This is a genomic window from Pseudoclavibacter sp. 8L (genome assembly GCF_902506465.1).
Lineage (GTDB): Bacteria > Actinomycetota > Actinomycetes > Actinomycetales > Microbacteriaceae > Pseudoclavibacter.
Genome location: NZ_LR733207.1, coordinates 1 through 19,165, shown reverse-complemented (window position 1 = coordinate 19,165; position 19,165 = coordinate 1). Strand labels below are relative to the sequence as shown.

Annotated in this window: 14 protein-coding genes; 12 read left to right on the top strand and 2 right to left on the bottom strand. The window is 69.2% G+C overall.

Going from position 1 to position 19,165, the window contains the following annotated elements; all coding sequences use genetic code 11:
• Positions 1 to 518: 518 nt before the first annotated feature.
• Positions 519 to 2,114, top strand: a complete 1,596-nt coding sequence (locus GV007_RS18085) for an HNH endonuclease signature motif containing protein (protein ID WP_160075103.1) — start codon at positions 519 to 521, stop codon at positions 2,112 to 2,114.
• A 337-nt stretch (positions 2,115 to 2,451) separates the two neighbouring features.
• Here GV007_RS18085 and GV007_RS18080 read toward each other — a convergent pair whose 3' ends face one another.
• Entirely contained in the window at positions 2,452 to 3,714 is a 1,263-nt protein-coding gene (locus GV007_RS18080) for a helix-turn-helix domain-containing protein (RefSeq protein ID WP_160075101.1), read from the bottom strand.
• 163 nt (positions 3,715 to 3,877) lie between these two features.
• On the opposite strand from GV007_RS18080, the gene GV007_RS18075 reads away from it, so the two are divergent.
• Together GV007_RS18075 and GV007_RS18070 are read left to right on the top strand one after the other, a co-directional pair.
• The gene (locus tag GV007_RS18075) at positions 3,878 to 5,233 is read left to right on the top strand and encodes an MFS transporter (protein WP_160075099.1); all 1,356 of its coding nucleotides are present in this window, start codon (positions 3,878 to 3,880) and stop codon (positions 5,231 to 5,233) included.
• 109 nt (positions 5,234 to 5,342) lie between these two features.
• Positions 5,343 to 6,710: an ArgE/DapE family deacylase gene (locus GV007_RS18070; protein ID WP_160075097.1), complete on the top strand. Its 1,368-nt coding sequence runs from the start codon at positions 5,343 to 5,345 to the stop codon at positions 6,708 to 6,710.
• 107 nt (positions 6,711 to 6,817) lie between these two features.
• Here the strand turns inward: GV007_RS18070 and GV007_RS18065 are convergent, their stop codons facing one another.
• Positions 6,818 to 7,711 (bottom strand): MBL fold metallo-hydrolase, encoded by an 894-nt coding sequence (locus tag GV007_RS18065; protein WP_160075095.1) that lies wholly within the window; start codon positions 7,709 to 7,711, stop codon positions 6,818 to 6,820.
• A 323-nt stretch (positions 7,712 to 8,034) separates the two neighbouring features.
• Between GV007_RS18065 and GV007_RS18060 the strand changes: the two genes are divergently transcribed.
• The 9 genes from GV007_RS18060 (at position 8,035) to GV007_RS18020 (ending at position 18,704) form a co-directional block, all read left to right on the top strand.
• Entirely contained in the window at positions 8,035 to 9,573 is a 1,539-nt protein-coding gene (locus GV007_RS18060) for an ABC transporter substrate-binding protein (protein ID WP_160075093.1), read from the top strand.
• 137 nt (positions 9,574 to 9,710) lie between these two features.
• A complete protein-coding gene (locus tag GV007_RS18055) occupies positions 9,711 to 10,652 on the top strand; it encodes an ABC transporter permease (protein ID WP_160075091.1) in 942 nt (313 codons plus the stop codon).
• Positions 10,649 to 12,655: a dipeptide/oligopeptide/nickel ABC transporter permease/ATP-binding protein gene (locus GV007_RS18050; protein WP_160075089.1), complete on the top strand. Its 2,007-nt coding sequence runs from the start codon at positions 10,649 to 10,651 to the stop codon at positions 12,653 to 12,655. The genes GV007_RS18055 and GV007_RS18050 overlap by 4 nt, the downstream gene beginning before the upstream one ends.
• Entirely contained in the window at positions 12,652 to 13,728 is a 1,077-nt protein-coding gene (locus GV007_RS18045; RefSeq protein WP_104329997.1) for an ATP-binding cassette domain-containing protein, read from the top strand. Before GV007_RS18050 ends, GV007_RS18045 begins: the two co-directional genes overlap by 4 nt.
• Before the next feature lie 74 nt (positions 13,729 to 13,802).
• Positions 13,803 to 14,549: a maleate cis-trans isomerase family protein gene (locus GV007_RS18040; RefSeq protein WP_160075087.1), complete on the top strand. Its 747-nt coding sequence runs from the start codon at positions 13,803 to 13,805 to the stop codon at positions 14,547 to 14,549.
• A gap of 29 nt (positions 14,550 to 14,578) precedes the next feature.
• Entirely contained in the window at positions 14,579 to 15,769 is a 1,191-nt protein-coding gene (locus GV007_RS18035; protein ID WP_160075085.1) for an FAD-dependent oxidoreductase, read from the top strand.
• The gene (locus GV007_RS18030; protein ID WP_104240496.1) at positions 15,766 to 16,479 is read left to right on the top strand and encodes a GntR family transcriptional regulator; all 714 of its coding nucleotides are present in this window, start codon (positions 15,766 to 15,768) and stop codon (positions 16,477 to 16,479) included. Before GV007_RS18035 ends, GV007_RS18030 begins: the two co-directional genes overlap by 4 nt.
• A gap of 3 nt (positions 16,480 to 16,482) precedes the next feature.
• A complete protein-coding gene (locus GV007_RS18025) occupies positions 16,483 to 17,868 on the top strand; it encodes an MFS transporter (protein ID WP_160075083.1) in 1,386 nt (461 codons plus the stop codon).
• 59 nt (positions 17,869 to 17,927) lie between these two features.
• Entirely contained in the window at positions 17,928 to 18,704 is a 777-nt protein-coding gene (locus GV007_RS18020) for an isochorismatase family protein (protein WP_160075081.1), read from the top strand.
• The last annotated feature ends 461 nt before the right edge of the window (positions 18,705 to 19,165 follow it).

The window sequence follows — 19,165 nt, the reverse complement described above, 5'->3', positions numbered from 1 at the left end:
CTGCCGGGGCAGGCACCTTCGGGGGCGAGCGCCTCCGGGGCGCTTTCGGGGTCGAGCGCTGCCGGGGCAGGCACCTTCGGGGCTGGCACTTTCGGGGTCGGTCGCTGCCAGGGCAGGCACCTTTGAAGGCGAGCACTGCCGGAGTAGGCACCTTCGGGGGCAGGCACCTTCGGGGCGGGCGCTTTCGGGACGGGCATGCCCGTGACCGGAGGGGTCCGGCGTGAGTCGGGACGAATCCGGGCCGGCTGTCTATCGCCAGACGCGCCTGGGATGAAGCTCGGGTCCACTGTCGGTGGCACGTGGTCTGCTGAGCCGGGAGGCGGGCCTGCCTGGCAGCCCGGGCGCTCCCTCCAGCGACGTGAGATGGAGCGCGTGCCGGTGAAACCGGGGCGTACCTGTTGAGAAACTTCACCTGTGCATTCGAAACTAAGGACTAATTTGTAGGAAAAAGTCCTGCTCAACTGTTGATTGAACCAGGCCAAGTTGCTACACTCGAATCAATCTTGGGGGAGGTTATCGTGGCATCGCAGGCGGAGCAGGAATCGGGTCGACAGTCGTCGGCGCAGTCAGGACAGTCGTCGGCACGGTCGTCAGTGGAGACGGCTGTCGTGGATGCGCTTCTCGAGGCGCGGTGCCAGCTGACAAGCCTTCCGGACGCGGAGATCGTCGTTGTGCTGCGCGAGCTCGCGGCTCGCCGTCGCGTGCTGGACGCCGCGCTCGTTGAGGTAGCTGGTGAACTCTTGCGACGCGAAGACGAGTCTCCGAGATCGGAGACGGTCGCTCGGAAATCGGGGTTCCGAAACCTCCCAGCCATGCTCGAACAGGTGCTCGCAGTGAAGCCCTTCGAGGCGAAGACCCTGCTGCACGTCGCGGCGGCGACGCGGGAGCGGATGAGCATCACGGGTGAGTCGATCCCGCCGAAGTACACGGAAGTGGCGCGAGCGGTGGGTTCGGCGGTCATGTCAGTCGCGCAGGCAGCCGCGATCACGAAGGGCCTCGACCGCACCGGCAACCGCGTGGACGTCGTTGAGCTCGCCCACGCCGAGGGTGAGCTGGTCGCCTCCGCGTGCGGCGCCAACCCGGAAGACGAGCAGCCCGCGATACCCAAGGTCCTCGAGGTGCAGGCCGCGACCTGGGTTTCCTACCTCGACCCCGACGGCGACGAGCCGCGCGCCGACAAGATCGCCGAGGAGCGCGGCCTGTGGTTCGCGCGGCGCACTGACGGCGCGGTGTCAGGGAAGTTCGTTGCGACGCCCGAGCAAGGCGAGCAGCTGATCTCGGTCTTCGACGCCCTCCTCTCTCCGCGCCGAGCCGTGGAGTTCCCGGCCGCGTCAGAATGCGGGGAACCGACCGCCCCAGCGCTCGGACCCGACGAGCTCCCGTCCGTTGCAGGCCGCACCGACGGTACTTGCGGGGGTGGCGTCGATGCTCGCAAGCGTGACGACGGCGACGTCGGTGAGGACGAGATCGTTGACGTCCCACTGGTTGACCCGCGCTCGATCGAGCAGCAGCGCATCGACGCGCTCACGATGATCGTCCGCGCCTACGCCGAGTCGCCCGACGCGCCCCGCACCGGCGGCGAGGCACCCACGATCGTCATCGTGGCCACGACAGCCGGTGTCAACGGCACAGCCACCCGCCCCGAAGACGTGCCCCACCTCGAGCGCACCGGAGAACCGATCCCACCAAGCGTCGCCGCGCAGATCATGTGCGACGGACTCATCCGCATCGCGATCACCGACACCAACGGCGAGATCCTCGACCTCGGCCGCAAGCAACGCCTCTTCACCACAGCCCAACGCCGGGCGATCGCGACCCGCGACCGGCAATGCCGCGCACCCGGATGCAGCGCACCAGTCCGCTGGTGCGAAGTGCACCACGCCCTGCCCTGGAGCGAAGGCGGACCAACCGACGCGAAAGACGGCATCCTGCTGTGCTCCTTCCACCACCACGAAGTGCACCGCGAACGGCTCACCCTAACTCGCAGCAGCAACGGACGCTGGCACGTCGTACCCACCATCGGACACCACGTGCCACGCAGAACGGTCCGACGCCGCGGATACGCACCCAGCAATACCCAGGCCGCTCGACCGCAGTTCAACCGAAGACCTTGAAACCCTTCAACCTCGACTTCCTACGACCCTGAAAGCACGCTACCCCTCGGTGCGCAGACCGCTGCCCCACAAACCCACAGCCCACGGCCAGAGCCCCGAGCCCTGCGGATCCACGGATCGACGGATCCACGGATCCACGGATCGACGGACCCGGGACCCGGGACCAGGGAACCGGGACCTCACGGCTCACGGCTCACGGCTCACGGCCCACGAGCTCACGGCCCACGAGCTCACGGATCCACGGGCTCACAGCTCACCGGCTCACGAGCTCACGGGTCCACGAGCTCACGAACTCGCCAACCCACGAACCCTACGGACCCTACGGACCCTACGGGCCCTACGGTCGACCCTCCTCCGGGCCCCTGGCCGCAGCAAGCACCACCTTGATCGTGGCCGCATCATCGGGAACCGTCGGGTCAAGGCCTGCCACCGAGGCGAACTTCGCCAGCCGGTTCATGATCGTGTTCCGGTGGCAGAACAGCACACCCGCGGCCTTCGATGCCGAACCGGAGGCCATGTACACCTCGACGGCTTCCACCAGGAGATCCCGTTCCGATGAAGGCAGGAGCGCAAAATCGCGGAGCGCATCCGCAGCCAGGCTCGACGCCACCGGCCCAAGCCTCCGCACGACAAGACTCGGCCAGTGCTGCGCGAGCACGGCAGCCCGCCCCGGAACAGCGAACTCAGCGAGCTCGGACGCCAACTGCCACATCTCACTCAGCGAGGACAGCGTCGCCGCCGACTGGGAAACACCCACCTGCAGATCCGCGAGCGCCAGCTGCACCGAGACGCCCAACGAACCAGACCGACCCGACGAAGATGACGAACCCGACGACCCGGACGAACCCGACGAACCGGACGAACTCGACAAACCCGACGCACCCGATGAACCGGCCACGCCGGAGACACCGGACGTACCTGCGATCACCGCGAACTCGACACCATCCAGGCGCAGGCACACCGCCGCAGGGAAGACGTCCTGCACATCCGCGGCGAACCCGGCCGCCGCATCCTGATGTGCGACGGCAACCCAGTACGGCCCAGTGAGCGGAATCTCGAGCGCCTCCGCCGCCTGCACGTGCAGCTGCGAGTCGTCGACGCCACCCCGCAGCAGACGGCGCAACAGGAACGCCTGCTCCTGCTCGAGCTCCGCCTTCACCTGCCCAAGCTCGAGCATGTACCCCGATTGCACGCTCGTCGTGTGCGCTTCCACAACCTCCCAGATCGCGACAACGTCGTCGGAAAGGCGATCCGCTTCCCCCGGCAGGCGGTCGTTGAGCGCCTGCCAGATGAACCGGAAGTCCATGCGCACCGCCCGCAGCAATGACTCGAGCGGCACCCCCTGCCTGACCCGCTTCCGGCCGATGGCCCGCGAGTGCGCCCGCAACTCGTCCTCGAGTCGCTCCCCACCCAGCTGACGGAACATGAGGCCCAGCGTCGTGAATGCCGTGCTGTGCACGTCGCGCTCCGCGATGACCGACTCCACGTAGCCGGTCAGCGTGCGCACCTGACTTACGTACAGCGTCGTGATCTCATCGAGGTCGGCGAGACACGACCGGATACCGCGCCGCAACGCTGGCGAAACAGACTCGTCATCCATTCGCCAAAACCTCGCTCATATTGTGCATTTGCCCACTCTAGCCGCGCAATCGAGTGGGCCTGGCGATTGCCCAACCCCGCCGATCCGGGGTTGCATAGGAACACCGACGTCACCGCAGACGTGCACGTTCACATGCAGGCCTTTCCCCAACATCGGAGCCACCATGTCCCACAACACCCAGACCCCCGCCTCGGGCGCAGCCTCGGGCGCACCCGCCAGCGCGCCGAAGGTCAGCCTCAAGGACGCGCGGCGCATCGCCTTCGCCGCCTTTGTCGGCACCGCCCTCGAGTGGTACGACTACTTCCTCTTCGGCACCGCCGCGGCCCTCGTCTTCAACCGCCTCTTCTTCACCGACCTCGACCCGGCCGGCGCCACCCTCGCCGCCTTCGCGACCTTCGGCGTCGGCTTCGCGGCCCGCCCGATCGGCGCCGTCGTCTTCGGCTGGATCGGCGACCGGTACGGCCGCCGCCCAGCCCTCCTCACCACCATCGTCATGATCGGATGCGCGACAGGACTCATCGGCGTCCTCCCCGACTACCTGGCAGTCGGCATCGCAGCCCCCATCATGCTCGCCGTCCTCCGCCTCGTGCAGGGCTTCGCCGTCGGCGGCGAATGGGGCGGCGCGACCACCATCGCCATCGAGCACTCCCCCGAGAAGATGCGCGGACGCTTCGCCGCCCTCGTGCAGATCGGCTCCCCCGTCGGCACCCTCGTCTCCTCCGGCGCCTTCGCCCTCGTGCTCATGATGCCGCCCGAGACCTTCGACGCGTGGGGTTGGCGCCTCCCCTTCCTCCTCGCGTTCCCGCTCCTCGGCATCGCCCTCTACATCCGCCTGAAGGTGGAGGAGTCCCCCGTCTTCAAGGAGCTCGCCGCGGCCGGCGAACAGGTCAAGGTCCCCGTCCTCGAACTCTTCCGCAAGTCCGGGCTGCGCCTCCTCGTCGCCGTCGCAGCAGCCATGCTCGGCGTCGGAGGGTTCTACATGATGACCACCTTCGTCGTCTCCTACGGCACCAACGTGCTCGAAGTCGACCGGCAGGTGATGGTCAACGCGACCCTCATCGCCGCCGTCCTCCAGATCGGCGTCACCATCTTCGCCGGCCGCCTCGCCGAACGCTTCGGCCCAGGCCGCATGACCGTCGTCGGCGGGCTCACCACCGGCATCGCCGCCTTCCCGCTCTTCTGGCTCATCGACACCGAGAGCCCCATCGCCATCACGGCAGCCGTGAGCATCGGCATCGCCCTCATCACCCTGTCGTACGCCGTCACCGGGGCCCTCCTCGCGGAGCTCTTCCCGCCCCGACTCCGCTACAGCGGCGTCTCCCTCGGCTACAACCTCGCCGGCGCCATCAGCGGATTCCTGCCCCTCATCGCGACCGCACTCATCACCGTCGGTGACGGCTCATCCTGGCCCGCCGTGCTCGTCCTCATCGGCATCTGCCTCGTCACCGTCATCGGCGGTGCCTTCGGCGAGCGGATGCGCCTCCGCGACGACATCGTCGAGATCGACCACAACGCGTAACCGACACCGCCAGCTCACGGACCGCGTGCGCCCCACCGCGAGCGCCCCACACAACGACAAGCGCCCCCGCCCGACCGCGAGCGCCCCCAAACGAAAGCAGGACCAGAGCATGACCACACCGACCAACAGCGACATCGACTCCAGCGCCACCCCTGCCGCCACTCCCGTCACGACCCCCGCCACAGCGACCGCCACCGCGAGTCCCCTCAGCGACGAGCAGCGCCAGCGCATCCTCGACGCCGTCGACGCCGCCTTCGACCAGCAGGTCGCCTTCACGCAGGAACTCGTCCGGCACCCGTCGCTTCGAGCCAACGAGTCGTCAGCGCAGGACCTCCTGTACGGCGCCATGGCCGGCCGCGGCCTCACCATGGACCGCTGGGAGCTCGACCCCGTCGAGCTCGCCGCCCACCCGGGAGCCGGAGCAGTCGAGATCTCCTACGAGGGCCTCGAGAACGTCGTCGGCACCTTCACCCCGCCCCAGGAGCGCGGAAGCTCGCTCATCCTGAACGGACACATCGACGTCGTCCCGGAAGGCCCCGAGAGCCAGTGGGCGCGGTCCCCGTGGGACGCGACCGTGCGAGACGGCTGGCTGTACGGCCGCGGCAGCGGCGACATGAAGGCAGGCCTCGTCGCCAACCTGTACGCCTTCGACGCCGTCCGGGCGGCGGGCCTCGCGCCGACGGGTCGCATCCACTTCGAGTCCGTCGTCGAGGAGGAATGCACCGGCAACGGCTCCCTCTCCGCGCACCTGCGCGGCTACACAGCCGACGCCGTCCTCATCCCAGAGCCCGAGGAGGACATGCTCGTGCGCGCCAACACGGGCGTCATCTGGCTTCGCCTCCGCGTCGACGGCAAGCCCACCCACCCCCGCGAGATGCAGACCGGCTTCAACGCCATCGACGCCGCCTACTACGTCATCGGCGAGCTCCGGAAGCTCGAGGCAGACTGGAACGCCAAGCAGGGCGAGCACCGCTACTTCGAGGACCTCGACCACCCCATCAACTTCAACGTCGGCAAGATCCAGGGCGGCGACTGGGGCTCCAGCGTGCCGGCCTGGTGCGAGGTCGACGTGCGGGTCGCCCTCTACCCCGGAATCACCGCAGACGCGGCGTGGGCCGAGATCACCGACGCCCTCGACGGCGTCACCGCAGACGGCAACGGCAACCCCATCGTCACGACCGCGACGAAGACCGGCTTCTACGCCGAGGGGTACGTCCTCGAAGAGGGCGGCGCCGCCGAGCGAGCGCTCGAACGCAGCCACAGCGCAGCGTTCGGGGGCGCCAAGCTCGAATCGTTTGTCACCCCCGGCTACCTCGACGGGCGAGTCTTCGTGCAGTACGCCGACACCCCCGCGCTCGTCTACGGCCCCGTCTCCGAAGCCATCCACGGCTACGACGAGCGGGTGAACCTCGAATCCGTGCGCCGCATCACGAAGTCGATCGCGCTCTTCATCGCCGAATGGTGCGGGGTGGAGTAGCCAGCAGCGAGTAGCCAGCAGCAAGCACGCGCCGCGCGCGACCTCGACCTCGGCACCCGCCGAGCAGTCGAGGCCGCGCGCGGTTCGTCACACCCCGAGGCGAGGCGTCAGCTGAGTCTCGGCCCCTCGGCGATCGCGAACCCACCCTCGCCGTCCGACTCGACGTAGAGCAGCTCGTGAGAGGCGACGTGCCCCGCGAGCATCGGAACACCAGTCGCCGCGCACTCCTCAAGCAGAGCGCGCCTCGTGGACTCCGCTACCTCCCTCATGGAGCAGAAGCTCGACGACAGACCGGGTTCGGCAACCTGCAGGACGTGGTGCAGCGCATCCCCGGAGATGATCGCGACCGTCGAACCAGACGCCGGGTCGAGCACTCGAACGACCATGTGCCCCGGAGTATCGCCGGGCGCGTGCTCCAGCACGACGGACGGCGACGCCCGATGCGGAAGCTCGACCACGTCGGCTTGCCCCGCCAGGAACACCGGCTCGATCGAGTCGGCCCAGAAGTCGCCGTTGCGCTCGAACATGCCCCTGGCGCTCGGCCCCGTGATGAAGGCGCGATCGAGCTCGTTGAACAGGTAGCGCGCGTTGGGGAACGTCGGCGACCACCCGCCTGCCGCATCCGCCGCCGTGTTCCATCCGACGTGATCGCAATGCAGGTGCGTGTTGACGACGACGTCGACCTCAGCAGGGTCGACGATCGCGGCGAGCTGCTCGAGCCACGTCGTGGCGAGCCCGTTCCACATGTCCCGGATGCGCGGCTTGCCGTTCCCGACCCCCGTGTCGACCACCGCGACGAAGCCGCCTGAGCGCACGACGTAGCTGCTCGACGCCATCACGAGGCGGTCGGTGCTCGCGTCGTAGTCGTCCGGCCCGAGGGCGGCGATCCGCGGACGGAGCGGGTCGGTATCGACGAACATCTCCTCGACGGGGAGCATCGCCGAACGCGACTCCTCGATGCGGTAGATCTCCGTGTCGCCTGCAGTCAGCAGCGGTCGCATGGTGCCCTCCTCGACGTGTTCGAGTCCCGGAGCGCCACTTCTGGCTCGCGTGAGACCCCGGGCCAGATGGCCTGCCTCCACTCTGAGTGCACCATGTTGCCTGGAGATTTCATTGCATGCAATGAGTGTTACTAGCGCGTAAAAAGCCGCCTAATTGGCCAAGATTGCATGCAGTTTGCGGCTAGCGTCCATCTCACCGGCTCAGCACATAGCCGAATCACCACCGCTTCACCGCTTCACCGCCTCACCGCACCCTGCTTCTCACCGCACCCCAGCTCCTCCTCCCAGCTCCGCTCACCTCGTCGCTCCCGGAAAGGACGCGCATGCGTTCCCACAGACTTCGCGTCGGCACCGCCGTCGCCATGCTCGGCATCACCACCCTCGCCGTCACCGCCTGCTCCACCGGATCATCCTCGGCCTCCGAAGACGCCACCTTCGCGGTCAACATCGCCGCGCTCGAGGGCGCCCCCACCTTCGACCCTGCCGCCAACATGCGCGGCTCCGCCTTCAACTACGCGGCCGCCGCCTACGAGAGCCTCGTCACGAGCGACGCCGAAGGCGCCCTCCAGCCGGGCGTCGCCACGGCCTGGGAGTACACGAGCCCCACCGAGCTCACCATGGACTTCCGCCTCGACAGCGTCTTCGAAGACGGCTCCCCGATGACCGTCGAGCTCATCAAGGCCAACCTCGAGCGCTACCAGGAGACACCGGGCACCTACCAGGCGCGCCTCAACTCGATCGACTCGATCGAGGTCGTCGACGAGGACACCCTGAAGTTCAACCTCAACACCCCGGACCAGTCGCTGCCGGAGGCCTTCTCCCTCACGGTCGGGATGATGGTCAGCCAGGCCGCCCTCGACGACCCGACGCTGCTGCTCACCGACACCTACGGCTCCGGGCCGTGGATCCTCGACTCCTACACGGAGGACAGCGAGTACAGCTACATCCGCAACCCCGAGTACGCGGGCCCCATGGACGTGCAGGTCGACGAGCTCAACATGTTCGTCATCACCGACCTGACCGCCCAGCTCAACGCGCTCCTCGCCGGCGACGTCGACATCATCTCCGCCCAGTGGAGCCAGCGCGACCAGGCCGAATCCCAGGGCTTCGCGGCCGCCTCCAACGAGTCCAACGTCGGCGGCCTCATGCTCTTCGACCGCGGCGGCGACGTCATCCCCGAACTCGGCGACGTGCGCGTCCGGCAGGCCATCAACTACGCCCTCGACCGCGACGCCATCGGCACCGCCCTCTGGAGCGACTACCAGCGAGGCACCTCCTCCGTCTTCGGCAAGTTCACCTCCGCCTACGACGAGTCGCTCGACGACTACTACGAGTACAACCCGGAGAAGGCGAAGCAGCTCCTCGCCGAGGCCGGCTACGCCGACGGGTTCGAGCTCCCCATCCTCAGCCGCACCATGTTCGGCGAGAACAAGCGCCTCGAGGCGACCATCCCCTACCTCGAAGCCGTCGGCATCACCGCCACCCTCTCCGACCGCACGAACGACTACTTCGACGCCATCACCAACAAGGAGTTCGGCGCCTCCCAGGGCCAGCAGAACGGCGGCATCGACTCCTACGTCAACAGCATGAACATGCTCGCCCCCAACGCCCAGCTCAACCCGTTCGGCACCGACGACCCCGAGCTGACGGCCCTCATCGCCGACGCCTCCAGCGAGCTCGACGCCGACGCGGCAGCCACGAAGTGGCAGGCGGTCAACAAGTGGGTCGTTGAGAACGCCTGGTTCGCGCCGGTCGCGTTCTACCACACGCACACGGTGTGGGATGCGGAGAAGCTCGGCGGCGTCGAACTCGCCGCCGGCCAGGTCTTCCCGCTCCCCTTCAGCTGGACCCCCGCCGAATAGGCACCCCGGCACCCGCAGCACCCGCAGCACCGCGACGCCCAGCACGCAGCACTGCGATACCCGCAGCACCGGATGCGCGGGGAGGCCCCCTCCCCGCGCATCCGCCCAGCACCATCACCAACCTGAAAGGAGCACACGTGGCCCTCTACATCCTCCGGCGAGTCGGCATCACCGTGCTCATGGTCTTCCTCGTCGTCTCGGCCGCCTTCTTCCTCGTGGCCCTCATGCCGAACGACGTGACCCAGACCATCCTGGGCCCCGACGCCACCCCGGAGGCCCGCGCCCAGCTACGTGACGAGATGGGCTTCAACGACCCGATCCTCGTGCGCTACCTCGCCTTCCTCGGTGGCCTCCTGACCGGCGACCTCGGCGTCTCCTACCTCAGCCAGCAGTCGGTGACAATGCAGGTGCTCGAGCGGCTCCCCGTCACCCTCACCCTCTCGATGGGCGGCATCCTCCTCACGACCGTGCTCGGCATCGTGCTCGGCATCCTCGCCGCGAGCCGCGGCGGCTGGCTCGACACGATCATCCGCGGAGCAGCCGGCGTCATGCAGGCCATCCCGAGCTTCTGGCTCGCCGTGCTGCTGGTGCTCGTGTTCGCCGTGAACCTCAAGATGTTCCCCGCGTCCGGCTGGGAGCCCTTCACGGAGGACCCAGCAGAGTTCCTCCGCCGCATCACGCTGCCCCTCATCTCCATCGGCATCGCGGGCACCGCGGCGGTCGCCCGCCAGGCGAGGGTCGCGATGCTCGACGTGCAAGGCCGAGACTTCATGCAGACCCTGCGAGCGACGGGGCTCCCCGAGTGGCGCATCGTATGGCTGCACGGGCTCCGCAACGCCGCCATCCCCGTCCTCACCGTCATCGGCCTCCAGTTCGTGGCCCTCTTCGGCAGCGCCGTGCTCATCGAGCAGGTCTTCGCACTCCCCGGCGTCGGCAAGCTCGTCGTCGACTCCGTCAACCTCGGCGACATGCCCATCGTGCTCGGTGTCGTCGTCGCCCTCAGCGTCGTGATCCTCGTCATGAACCTCGTCATCGACATCCTCTACGGCATCATCAACCCGAAGGCGAGGCTCGCATGACCCGCGTCCGACGCACCGACACCGCCCTCTCCAGACTGCTCAGCAAGCCGGGAGCCGTCGTCGCCCTCGCCTTCCTCGCCCTCCTCGGCCTGTCGGTGATCTTCGCCGACCTCGTCGCCCCTCTCGACCCGCTCGCCCAGGACCTCGCTCTCGCGCGTCAGCTGCCGAGCGCCGAGCACCTCCTCGGCACCGACGACCTCGGGCGCGACGTCTTCTCCCGGCTCATCCACGGCGGCGCAGCGACCCTCGGCGGAGCCGTCCTCGCGGCGGTCGTCGCGATGGGCATCGGCATCCCCCTCGGCATGATCGGCGGCTACTTCCGCGGCTTCACCGACACCCTCGTCTCCCGCTTCGCGGACTTCTTCCAGGCCCTGCCCACGATCGTCATCCTCATGGCCGTGATCGGCGCCTTCGGCAACAACACGATGGTCGCGATGGTGACCCTCGGCATCGCTATGAGCGACGGCTTCGTCCGCCTCGCCAGGGCCACGACGCTGCAGGTGCGGCGAGAGCTGTACGTGGATGCCGCGAACGTCGCCGGCATCGCACCCGGCCTCATCCTGTTCCGCCACGTGCTCCCCAACATCCGCGGACCGCTGCTCGTACAGCTCTCCATCACGATGGGCGCCGCCCTCCTCATCCAGGCTGGCCTCGGCTTCCTCGGCCTCGGGACCCCACCCCCGGCGCCCAGCTGGGGCGGCATGATCAGCGAGGCCAGCGAGCTCATCTACCTGCACCCGTGGCTGCTCGTGCCGAGCGGCGTCATCATGATCCTCTCCATCCTCTCCTTCAACGTCGTCGGCGATGCGCTCGCCGGCAACCGCCCCGGGACCACCCTCGCCCGCTCCTTCTCCCGCAAGAAGCCAGCAACCCACGTCGCCACCAAGCCCGTTGCCGTCGACGACCCGCAGCCGGACGTGGACGACGCCATCGTCTCCGTGCGCGACCTCAGCGTCTCGTTCACCGACAGCACCGGCGAGTTCGCGGTCGTGCAGGGCGTCTCCTTCGACGTGCGCCGCGGCGAAGCCCTCGGCATGGTCGGCGAATCGGGATGCGGCAAGTCGGTGACCGCGAAGACCCTGCTCGGCCTCGTCGCCCCAGGCGGCCGCGTCTCGAAGGGCGAGATCGTCATCGACGGCACCAACATCGTCGGGCAGAGCAACAAGCAGCTGCGCGCCGTGCGCGGCTCGAAGATCGCCCTCGTCTCGCAGGAGCCCATGACGGCCCTCGACCCGACGTTCACGATCGGAGCCCAGCTGCGCGAGGCCATCGCCCACCACACGGGCCGCAAGGCAGGCGAAGTGCAGGAGCGGGCACTCGAGCTGCTCCGCCTCGTCGGCATGCCCGACCCGCAGCAGGCCGCCGCAAGCTACACGTTCCAGGTCTCCGGCGGCATGGCGCAGCGCGCCGCCATCGCCATGGCGCTGACGGGCGAACCCGAGGTGCTCGTCGCCGACGAGCCCACGACCGCCCTCGATGTGACCGTGCAGGCCGAGATCCTCGACCTGCTGCGGCGCCTCCGCGAAGAGCTCGGCCTCGCGGTCATCATCGTCACGCACGACCTCGGAGTCGTCGCGGACACGTGCGACCGCGCCGTCGTCATGTACGCCGGGCAGGTCATCGAAGAGGCCGACGTCGACACGCTCCTCACGGCCCCATCGCATCCCTACACCAGGGCTCTGCTCGCGGCGATGCCCGCCAACGCCGTCGCCGGAGTGCCGATGGATGCCATCAGCGGCGCCGTGCCAGCACCTCGCGACTGGCCGACCGGGTGCCGCTTCGCCGAGCGCTGCACCTTCGCGACCGAACGCTGCCGCACCTCCCCCGTCGCCCTCACGCTGCAGCGCCGCGGAAACGGAAACGCAAGCGCAGATCAGCGCCCAGCCGTCGGCCAGCAGCGCTCCGGCATGGCCCGCTGCGTGCGGGTCGAGGAGGTCGCCAAGGCGGCCCGCACCGGCTCGGCCACCCAGAAGTCCAGCGTGAAAGAGAGGAGCATCGCATGAGCGAAGAGCTGCTGAGCGTCGACCACCTCCAGATGCGGTTCAAGAACCCCCACAACCGCGCGCAGACCGTGCACGCCGTCGACGACGTGAGCTTCACCGTCGCCCCCGGCGAGATCCTCGGCGTCGTCGGGGAGTCCGGCTCGGGCAAGTCGACCATCGGGCGCTGCATCCTGGGCCTCGAGAAGCCGAGCGACGGCAGCATCCACTTCGGCGGCCGCGACCTCACGAAGCACTCGCTGCTCCGCAACCGTCGCGACATCGCCAAGCAGCTGCAGGTCGTCTTCCAGGACCCGTACAGCTCGCTCAACCCCTTCCGCACGATCGGACAGACCCTCGCGGAGCCGCTCCAGGCGGCCCTTCGCCTCTCCGACAAGCAGGCGGATGCGCGGGCTCGCGACATGCTCGAGACGGTCGGCCTCCCCCGAGCCGCAGCAGACCGCTTCCCCGGCCAGTTCTCCGGCGGGCAGCGGCAGCGCATCGGCATCGCGAGGGCCCTCATCATGCAGCCGCAGCTCGTCGTGCTCGACGAGGCGGTGAGCGCCCTCGACCTGTCGACGCAGGCGCAGATCCTCAACCTCCTCGCGCAGCTCGCGAAGGAACGCGGCCTCGCCTACATCTTCATCGCGCACGACCTCGACGTCGTCCGCTACATCTCGCACCGCACGCTTGTGCTCTACCGCGGACGCATCATGGAGCAGGGCCCGGCCGGTGACGTCCACAGCGCACCCCTGCACCCGTATACGGCGGCACTCAACGCGGCAGCCCCCGTGACTGACCCGGTCGAGCAGCGCAGGCGGCGCACGGCGAGAGCGGCGGCGGCAACTGCGGCTGCAGCCGCGTCAGCCACTCCGCCCTCCCCTGCTTCCCAAGCAACCCCGACCACCCCAGCCACCGGACAGCTCGGCTGCCCGTTCGCGGCCCGATGCGCCTTCGCGCAGGAGGTGTGCCTCACGAAGCGACCTGCCGACACCCCCGTCGGCGAGCGAACCGTGGCGTGTCACATGTACGACGCGACGAGCGGACACACGCGCCTCGGCGCCGGCATGCCAGCGGCCGAGCTCATCGCGAGCTGAGCGCCCCACCAGCTTCCACAATCCAGCCGCGGTGCCCCCGCACCGCGGTCACCCGAACACGAAGGAGCACGTCAATGCCAGACGTCACCGGATACCGCGCGAAGATCGGCGTCATCGTCCCATCGACCAACACGGTCGTCGAGCACGATGTCAACAAGCTCGCGCCCCACGGCATCACGTTCCACTGCGGTCGCATGTACGTCGAGCAGCAGGCCATGGGCGACCACACGAGCTTCATGGAGCTGCAGACGCAGATCCGGGGCTCCATGTCGGTGGCGCTGCGCGACGTCATGACGGCCCAGCCCGACCTCATGATGATGGGGATGTCGGCGCCCACCTTCAGCGGCGGCGTGGCCGGCAACGAGGCCTTCCAGACCGAGGTGAGCGAGCAGATCGGCGGCATGCCCGTCACCACCGGCGCATCCGCCTGCCGCGCCGCCCTCGAGGCCCTCGGCGTGACGAAGATCTCCGTCTTCTCGCCATACCAGCCGGTCGCCGACGAGTGGGTCGACCAGTACTTCACCGAGGCCGGCTTCGACGTCGTCAAGGTCACCGGCCTCCGCTGCCCCACCGCGACGTCGATCGCGAGCGTCACACCCCGCGACCTCGTCACGGTGCTCGAGGAGATCGACACCCCCGAGACCGAGGCAATCGTGCAGGTCGGCACGAACCTGTCGTTCATCCGCATGGCCGACGAAGCCGAGACCTGGCTCGGGAAGCCCGTCGTCGCCATCAACACCGCCACCGTCTGGCACACCCTCAGGCAGGCCGGCTTCACCGACACCGTCGGTGGCTACGGCACCATCATCCGCGAATTCTGACCGCCACAGCGCACACAAAGGACCACACCATGACTGCTTCCCCCCAATTCGATGTCATCGTCGTCGGCGGCGGCCCCGTCGGCACCACCACCGCCCTCAAGCTCGCGAAGCGCGGCATGACGGTCGCACTCTTCGAGAAGCGCGAGGCGAGCACGCTCGAGCACCGCGCATCCACCTTCCACCCGCCGACGCTCGAGATGCTCGAGGAGCTCGGGCTCACCCAGCCGCTCATCGACGCCGGCATCATCGCCCGCTCGTACCAGTTCCGGGATGCGACGATCGGCAAGATCGTCGAGCTCGACTTCGCGGTGCTCGACGACGACACGGCCTACCCGTACCGCGTCCAGGTCGAGCAGAGCCGCCTCACCGCGGCCGCCCAGCAGGTCATCTCCGGCGAGCCCAACGTCACGTCCACCCTCGGCGCCGAGGTCATCGCGATTCGTGAGAGCGACGACGGCTTCGAGGTGGACGTGCGCGGCGAGGACGGCTCCGTGAGCACCAGCACGAGCACCTACCTCGTCGCGGCGGACGGCTCGCGGTCCCTCGTGCGCGAGCACTACGACATCGATTTCTCGGGCCACACCTACCCGGAGCGCTACCTCGTCATCACGACGAGCCTGCCCCTGCACGAGATCCACGAGGACCTCGCCGTCGTCAACTACGTCGCCGACCCGGAGAACTGGCACGTCCTGCTGCGCAACCCCAGCGGGTGGCGCGTGCTCTTCCCCTGCGATCCCGCCCTCACGTCCGAGCAGCAGACCGACCCCGCCTACGTCGTGAGTCAGCTGCGACGCGTGGTGCCCGAGCTCGACGGCTACCCTGTTGTGCACGTCACCGTCTACGAAGTGCACCGCAAGGTCGCGCGGACGTTCCGCAAGGGCAACGTCTTCCTCGTGGGCGACGCGGCACACGTCAACAACCCGCTGGGAGGCATGGGCATGAACAGTGGAATCCACGACGGGCTGCTGCTCGCCGAGCTGCTGCCCGGTCACGCCAACGGCGAGGTCTCGAGCGAGGAGCTCGACGACTGGGCCGAGAAGCGCCGCGCCGTCGCCCGCCATTACGTCGGCGAGGAGACGGAGGGCAACTGGAACGCCCTCCGCGACACGAGCGAAGAGCGCCGCGCCGCGAAGCGCGCCGAGTGGGAAGCCCTCGGCCGCGACGAGACCGCCCGCCGACAGTTCCTCCTCACCTCGTCGATGCTCGCGAGCGTTCGATGATCGAGACCCCGACGCACGTGCTGCTGCCCGAGAGCCTCACGGGAGGCGACCTCGCCTACGCGGAGCTGCGCTCGCGCATCATGAGCGGCGAGTACGCGCCGCATACGGTGCTGCGCGCGCAGGCGCTCGCCGCCGAGTTCGGGCTCAGCAGGACCCCCATCCGCGAGGCGCTCCAGCGCCTCGCGGAGGCGGGGCTCGTGGCGTACATCCCCAACAAGGGCGCCACCGTCATCGGCTACACGACCGAGCAGATGGCCGAGACCTACTTCGTCCGCGCCTCGCTCGAGAGCCGCGCCGCCGGCCTCGCCGCCGACCGCATGACCGACGCCGACGCCGAGCTCCTCATCGACCGTATCGAGCGGATGGATCCCCTCGTCCACGCCAGCGACCAGGACGAGATCGTCGAGCTCGGCCGCCTCAACCGCGAATTCCACGAGCACATCGTGAAGGTCTCCGGCAGCCTGCAGCTGCAGACGCTCCTGCGCAGCGTCAGCCAGGTGCCCATGATGATCCGCAACTACCAGGCGTACGGCGACACGTTCCGCATCCGCTCGAACCACCACCACCGCGACATCCTTACCGCCCTGCAGACGGGCGACTCACTGTGGGCCGAGGTCGCGATGCGCTCGCACATCCTCGCTGCCCGCAACGCCGTGCTCCAGGGACCGGGCACCTCCACGACCGCTGGCGCTGCTCCCAACGAAGGCTGAGCCGTGTCGCGCACCACCGGGCCCACCACGGGGCCCGAGCAGCAGCATGCCCGGAATCCCCGGCTGGAAGGCGTTCCCGAGCCCAGTTCCGCGGTCCACTCCACCCCCGCGGCCGACGCACCCACGCACGTCTGGCGAACCCGCCGCCCGGGCCGAACCGCGACCATCGCAGGCATCGGCACGACCGTCGTCACCGCGCTTCCCGTCTTCCTCGTCGGCGGCCTGTCCATGCAGCTGCGCGCCAGCACGGGGCTCACCGAATCGATGCTCGGCATCGTCGTCGCCGCCTACTGGGGTGCGTCGGCGCTCCTCTCCCCGCTGGCCGGCAGCCTCTCCACGAGGCTCGGCTTCCGCTGGGGCATGGTCATGGCCTCCTCGATCGGCGGCCTCGCCCTCATCGGCATCGCCGCCCACACGCCGACGTGGCAGTGGCTGCTCGTCTGGCTCATCGTCGCCGGAGCGGGGAACTCGCTCGGGCATCCACCCTCGAACGCCCTCATCGGGGTCGGCGTCTCGACCCGACGGCGCGCCCTCGCGTTCGGCCTCAAGCAGGGAGCGGTCCCCCTCGCCACCTTCAGCGCCGGCCTCGCCGTCCCCGCCCTCGGCCTCACGGTCGGCTGGCAGTGGACCTTCGCGATCGCAGGAGCGCTCGCCGCCGTCGCCGTCGCGTTCCTCGCCTGGCGGGTGCCGCGAACGCCACGAACGCCACGCGCCACGCGCCGCACTCGAGAGCGGCTCCCCCGCGACCTGCGCGTCTTCCTCATCCTCGCCTCAGCCGCGAGCGGGCTCGGTGCCGCCCAATCGAGCGTCATCGGCGCCTTCACCGTCACGACCGCCATCGGCGTCGGCTACACGGCCGCCGTCGCGGGCCTCCTCCTCAGCCTCGGCTCGCTCGCGAACATCATCGCGAGACCCCTCGCGGGCTGGCTCGCCGACCGCGGCATCGGAGGAACCCTCACCACGGTCTCGCTCATGATGCTCTCCGGCGCCATCGGCCTCGGCGGCATGGCGCTCGCCCTCCCCTGGAGCTTCGCCATCGGCGTCGTCCTCGCCTTCGGACTCGGCTGGGGGTGGAGCGGACTGCTCCACTACGCCGTATCCAACGCCGTGCCCCGCTTCGCAGCCCAGGCCACGGGGCTCGTGCAGTCGGGCGCCTACATCGGCAGCGCGGCTGGCCCCTTCGCGATGGGGTTCGTCTTCGAGTACTTCGGGCCGACCACCGGATGGCTCGCCGCCGCCGCCATCGCACTCATCGCCGCCACCACGGCCGCCATCGCCGCACGGTTCCACCCCACGCGACGCCGCGCGCGCGCCGAAGCCCGCGAGGGATCCCGCGAGGCATCCCGCAGCGAGGCCCGTATCGATGATCAGGCCGGGGCAGCCACGTGAACCCGCTGGGCTTCCGCTTCCAACTCCCGCACCCCCGCAACCACACGAAGGGCACCACCATGACCCCCACGACCACCGCGTCCACAACTGCAGCTGCACCTGCATCCGCTGGCGTGTCCACTGCCGATGTCTCACCCGGCGTCTCGGGAGAGGCCCCAACCGGCGTCTCCACCGCCCGCACCGGCGAGGTCTCCGGCGACCTCTCCGCCGACAACGACTACGCGGCCGCGGGCTTCGGACAGCGCCTCGGCTTCGGACGGAGGCCCGCGCTCATCGTCATCGACTTCGTCGACGCCTACCTCGTCGAGTCGTCTCCCCTGTACGCGGGCGTCGAGGACGAACTCGCCTCGGCCGCACGCGTGCTGCACTCGGCGCGGGCAGCCGGCATCCCCGTGCTCTACACGGTTGTCGAGCAGGACACGGGCCCCACGGGCGGCGGAGTCTTCGCCCGCAAGGCCGCCGGTCTCGCGACCCTCGCCACGGGGTCCCCCCTCGGCGCCATCGCGGCGCCCCTCACCCCGCAGCAGGGCGAGCCGATCCTCTCCAAGAAGTACGCGAGCTCGTTCTTCGGCACCTCCCTCGCCACCGACCTGACGGTGCTCGGGTGCGACAGTGTCATCCTCGTCGGGCTCTCGACGTCCGGATGCGTGCGGGCCACCGCCGTCGACGCCTGCCAGCACGGCTTCATCCCGCTTGTGGTGCGCGATGCCGTCGGCGACCGCCGTTCGGAGCCCCACGAGGCGGCCCTCTTCGACCTCGACGCCAAGTACGCCGACGTCGTCAGCGAGCAGGATGTCGTCACCTACCTGGCGGGCCTCGCCGCCAGCTCGGCGTAAGGCCGCCGCCGCTGCCCCTGCCCCTGCCCCTGCCCAAAGTTGCGGCGAAGTGCCGTCGGGATCCCTCCCGACCGCACTTCGCCACAACTCTCAGCCCCCGACGGGAGCCTCTCGATGCGAACGCCGGGCCCGGACACCGAACGCGGACCGCAGTTCGCCGCTCGCCCCGGAGGTCCCGCGGCCCGCTAGCCCCAAGGCCGCTGCGAACGCCGAGGACGCCGACACCGCATCCGCTTCGCAAAGTCGTGGCGAAATGCCGTCGGGATTCCTCCCAACCGCACTTCGCCACAACTCTCAGCCCCGGGCGGGAGCCTCTGGATGCGGCCGCCGGGGCGCGGGGCTCCGGCCCGGGCGCGAGCCCGAGGCTCCGCCGCACATCTCGCCGCCAGCCAGCCCCAGAGACGCCACCCACCACACTGCAGCCCCTGCCCCTGCCCCTGCCCCTGCCCAAAGTTGTGGCG

Excerpts from the sequence above, each read along its gene's own strand:
- GV007_RS18035 (WP_160075085.1), top strand. The coding sequence starts at position 14,579 with ATGACTGCTTCCCCCCAATTCGATGTCATCGTCGTCGGCGGCGGCCCC.
- GV007_RS18040 (WP_160075087.1), top strand. The coding sequence starts at position 13,803 with ATGCCAGACGTCACCGGATACCGCGCGAAGATCGGCGTCATCGTCCCA.
- GV007_RS18065 (WP_160075095.1), bottom strand. The coding sequence starts at position 7,711 with ATGCGACCGCTGCTGACTGCAGGCGACACGGAGATCTACCGCATCGAG.
- GV007_RS18060 (WP_160075093.1), top strand. The coding sequence starts at position 8,035 with ATGCGTTCCCACAGACTTCGCGTCGGCACCGCCGTCGCCATGCTCGGC.
- GV007_RS18020 (WP_160075081.1), top strand. The coding sequence starts at position 17,928 with ATGACCCCCACGACCACCGCGTCCACAACTGCAGCTGCACCTGCATCC.
- GV007_RS18050 (WP_160075089.1), top strand. The coding sequence starts at position 10,649 with ATGACCCGCGTCCGACGCACCGACACCGCCCTCTCCAGACTGCTCAGC.
- GV007_RS18030 (WP_104240496.1), top strand. The coding sequence starts at position 15,766 with ATGATCGAGACCCCGACGCACGTGCTGCTGCCCGAGAGCCTCACGGGA.
- GV007_RS18045 (WP_104329997.1), top strand. The coding sequence starts at position 12,652 with ATGAGCGAAGAGCTGCTGAGCGTCGACCACCTCCAGATGCGGTTCAAG.
- GV007_RS18075 (WP_160075099.1), top strand. The coding sequence starts at position 3,878 with ATGTCCCACAACACCCAGACCCCCGCCTCGGGCGCAGCCTCGGGCGCA.
- GV007_RS18080 (WP_160075101.1), bottom strand. The coding sequence starts at position 3,714 with ATGGATGACGAGTCTGTTTCGCCAGCGTTGCGGCGCGGTATCCGGTCG.
- GV007_RS18070 (WP_160075097.1), top strand. The coding sequence starts at position 5,343 with ATGACCACACCGACCAACAGCGACATCGACTCCAGCGCCACCCCTGCC.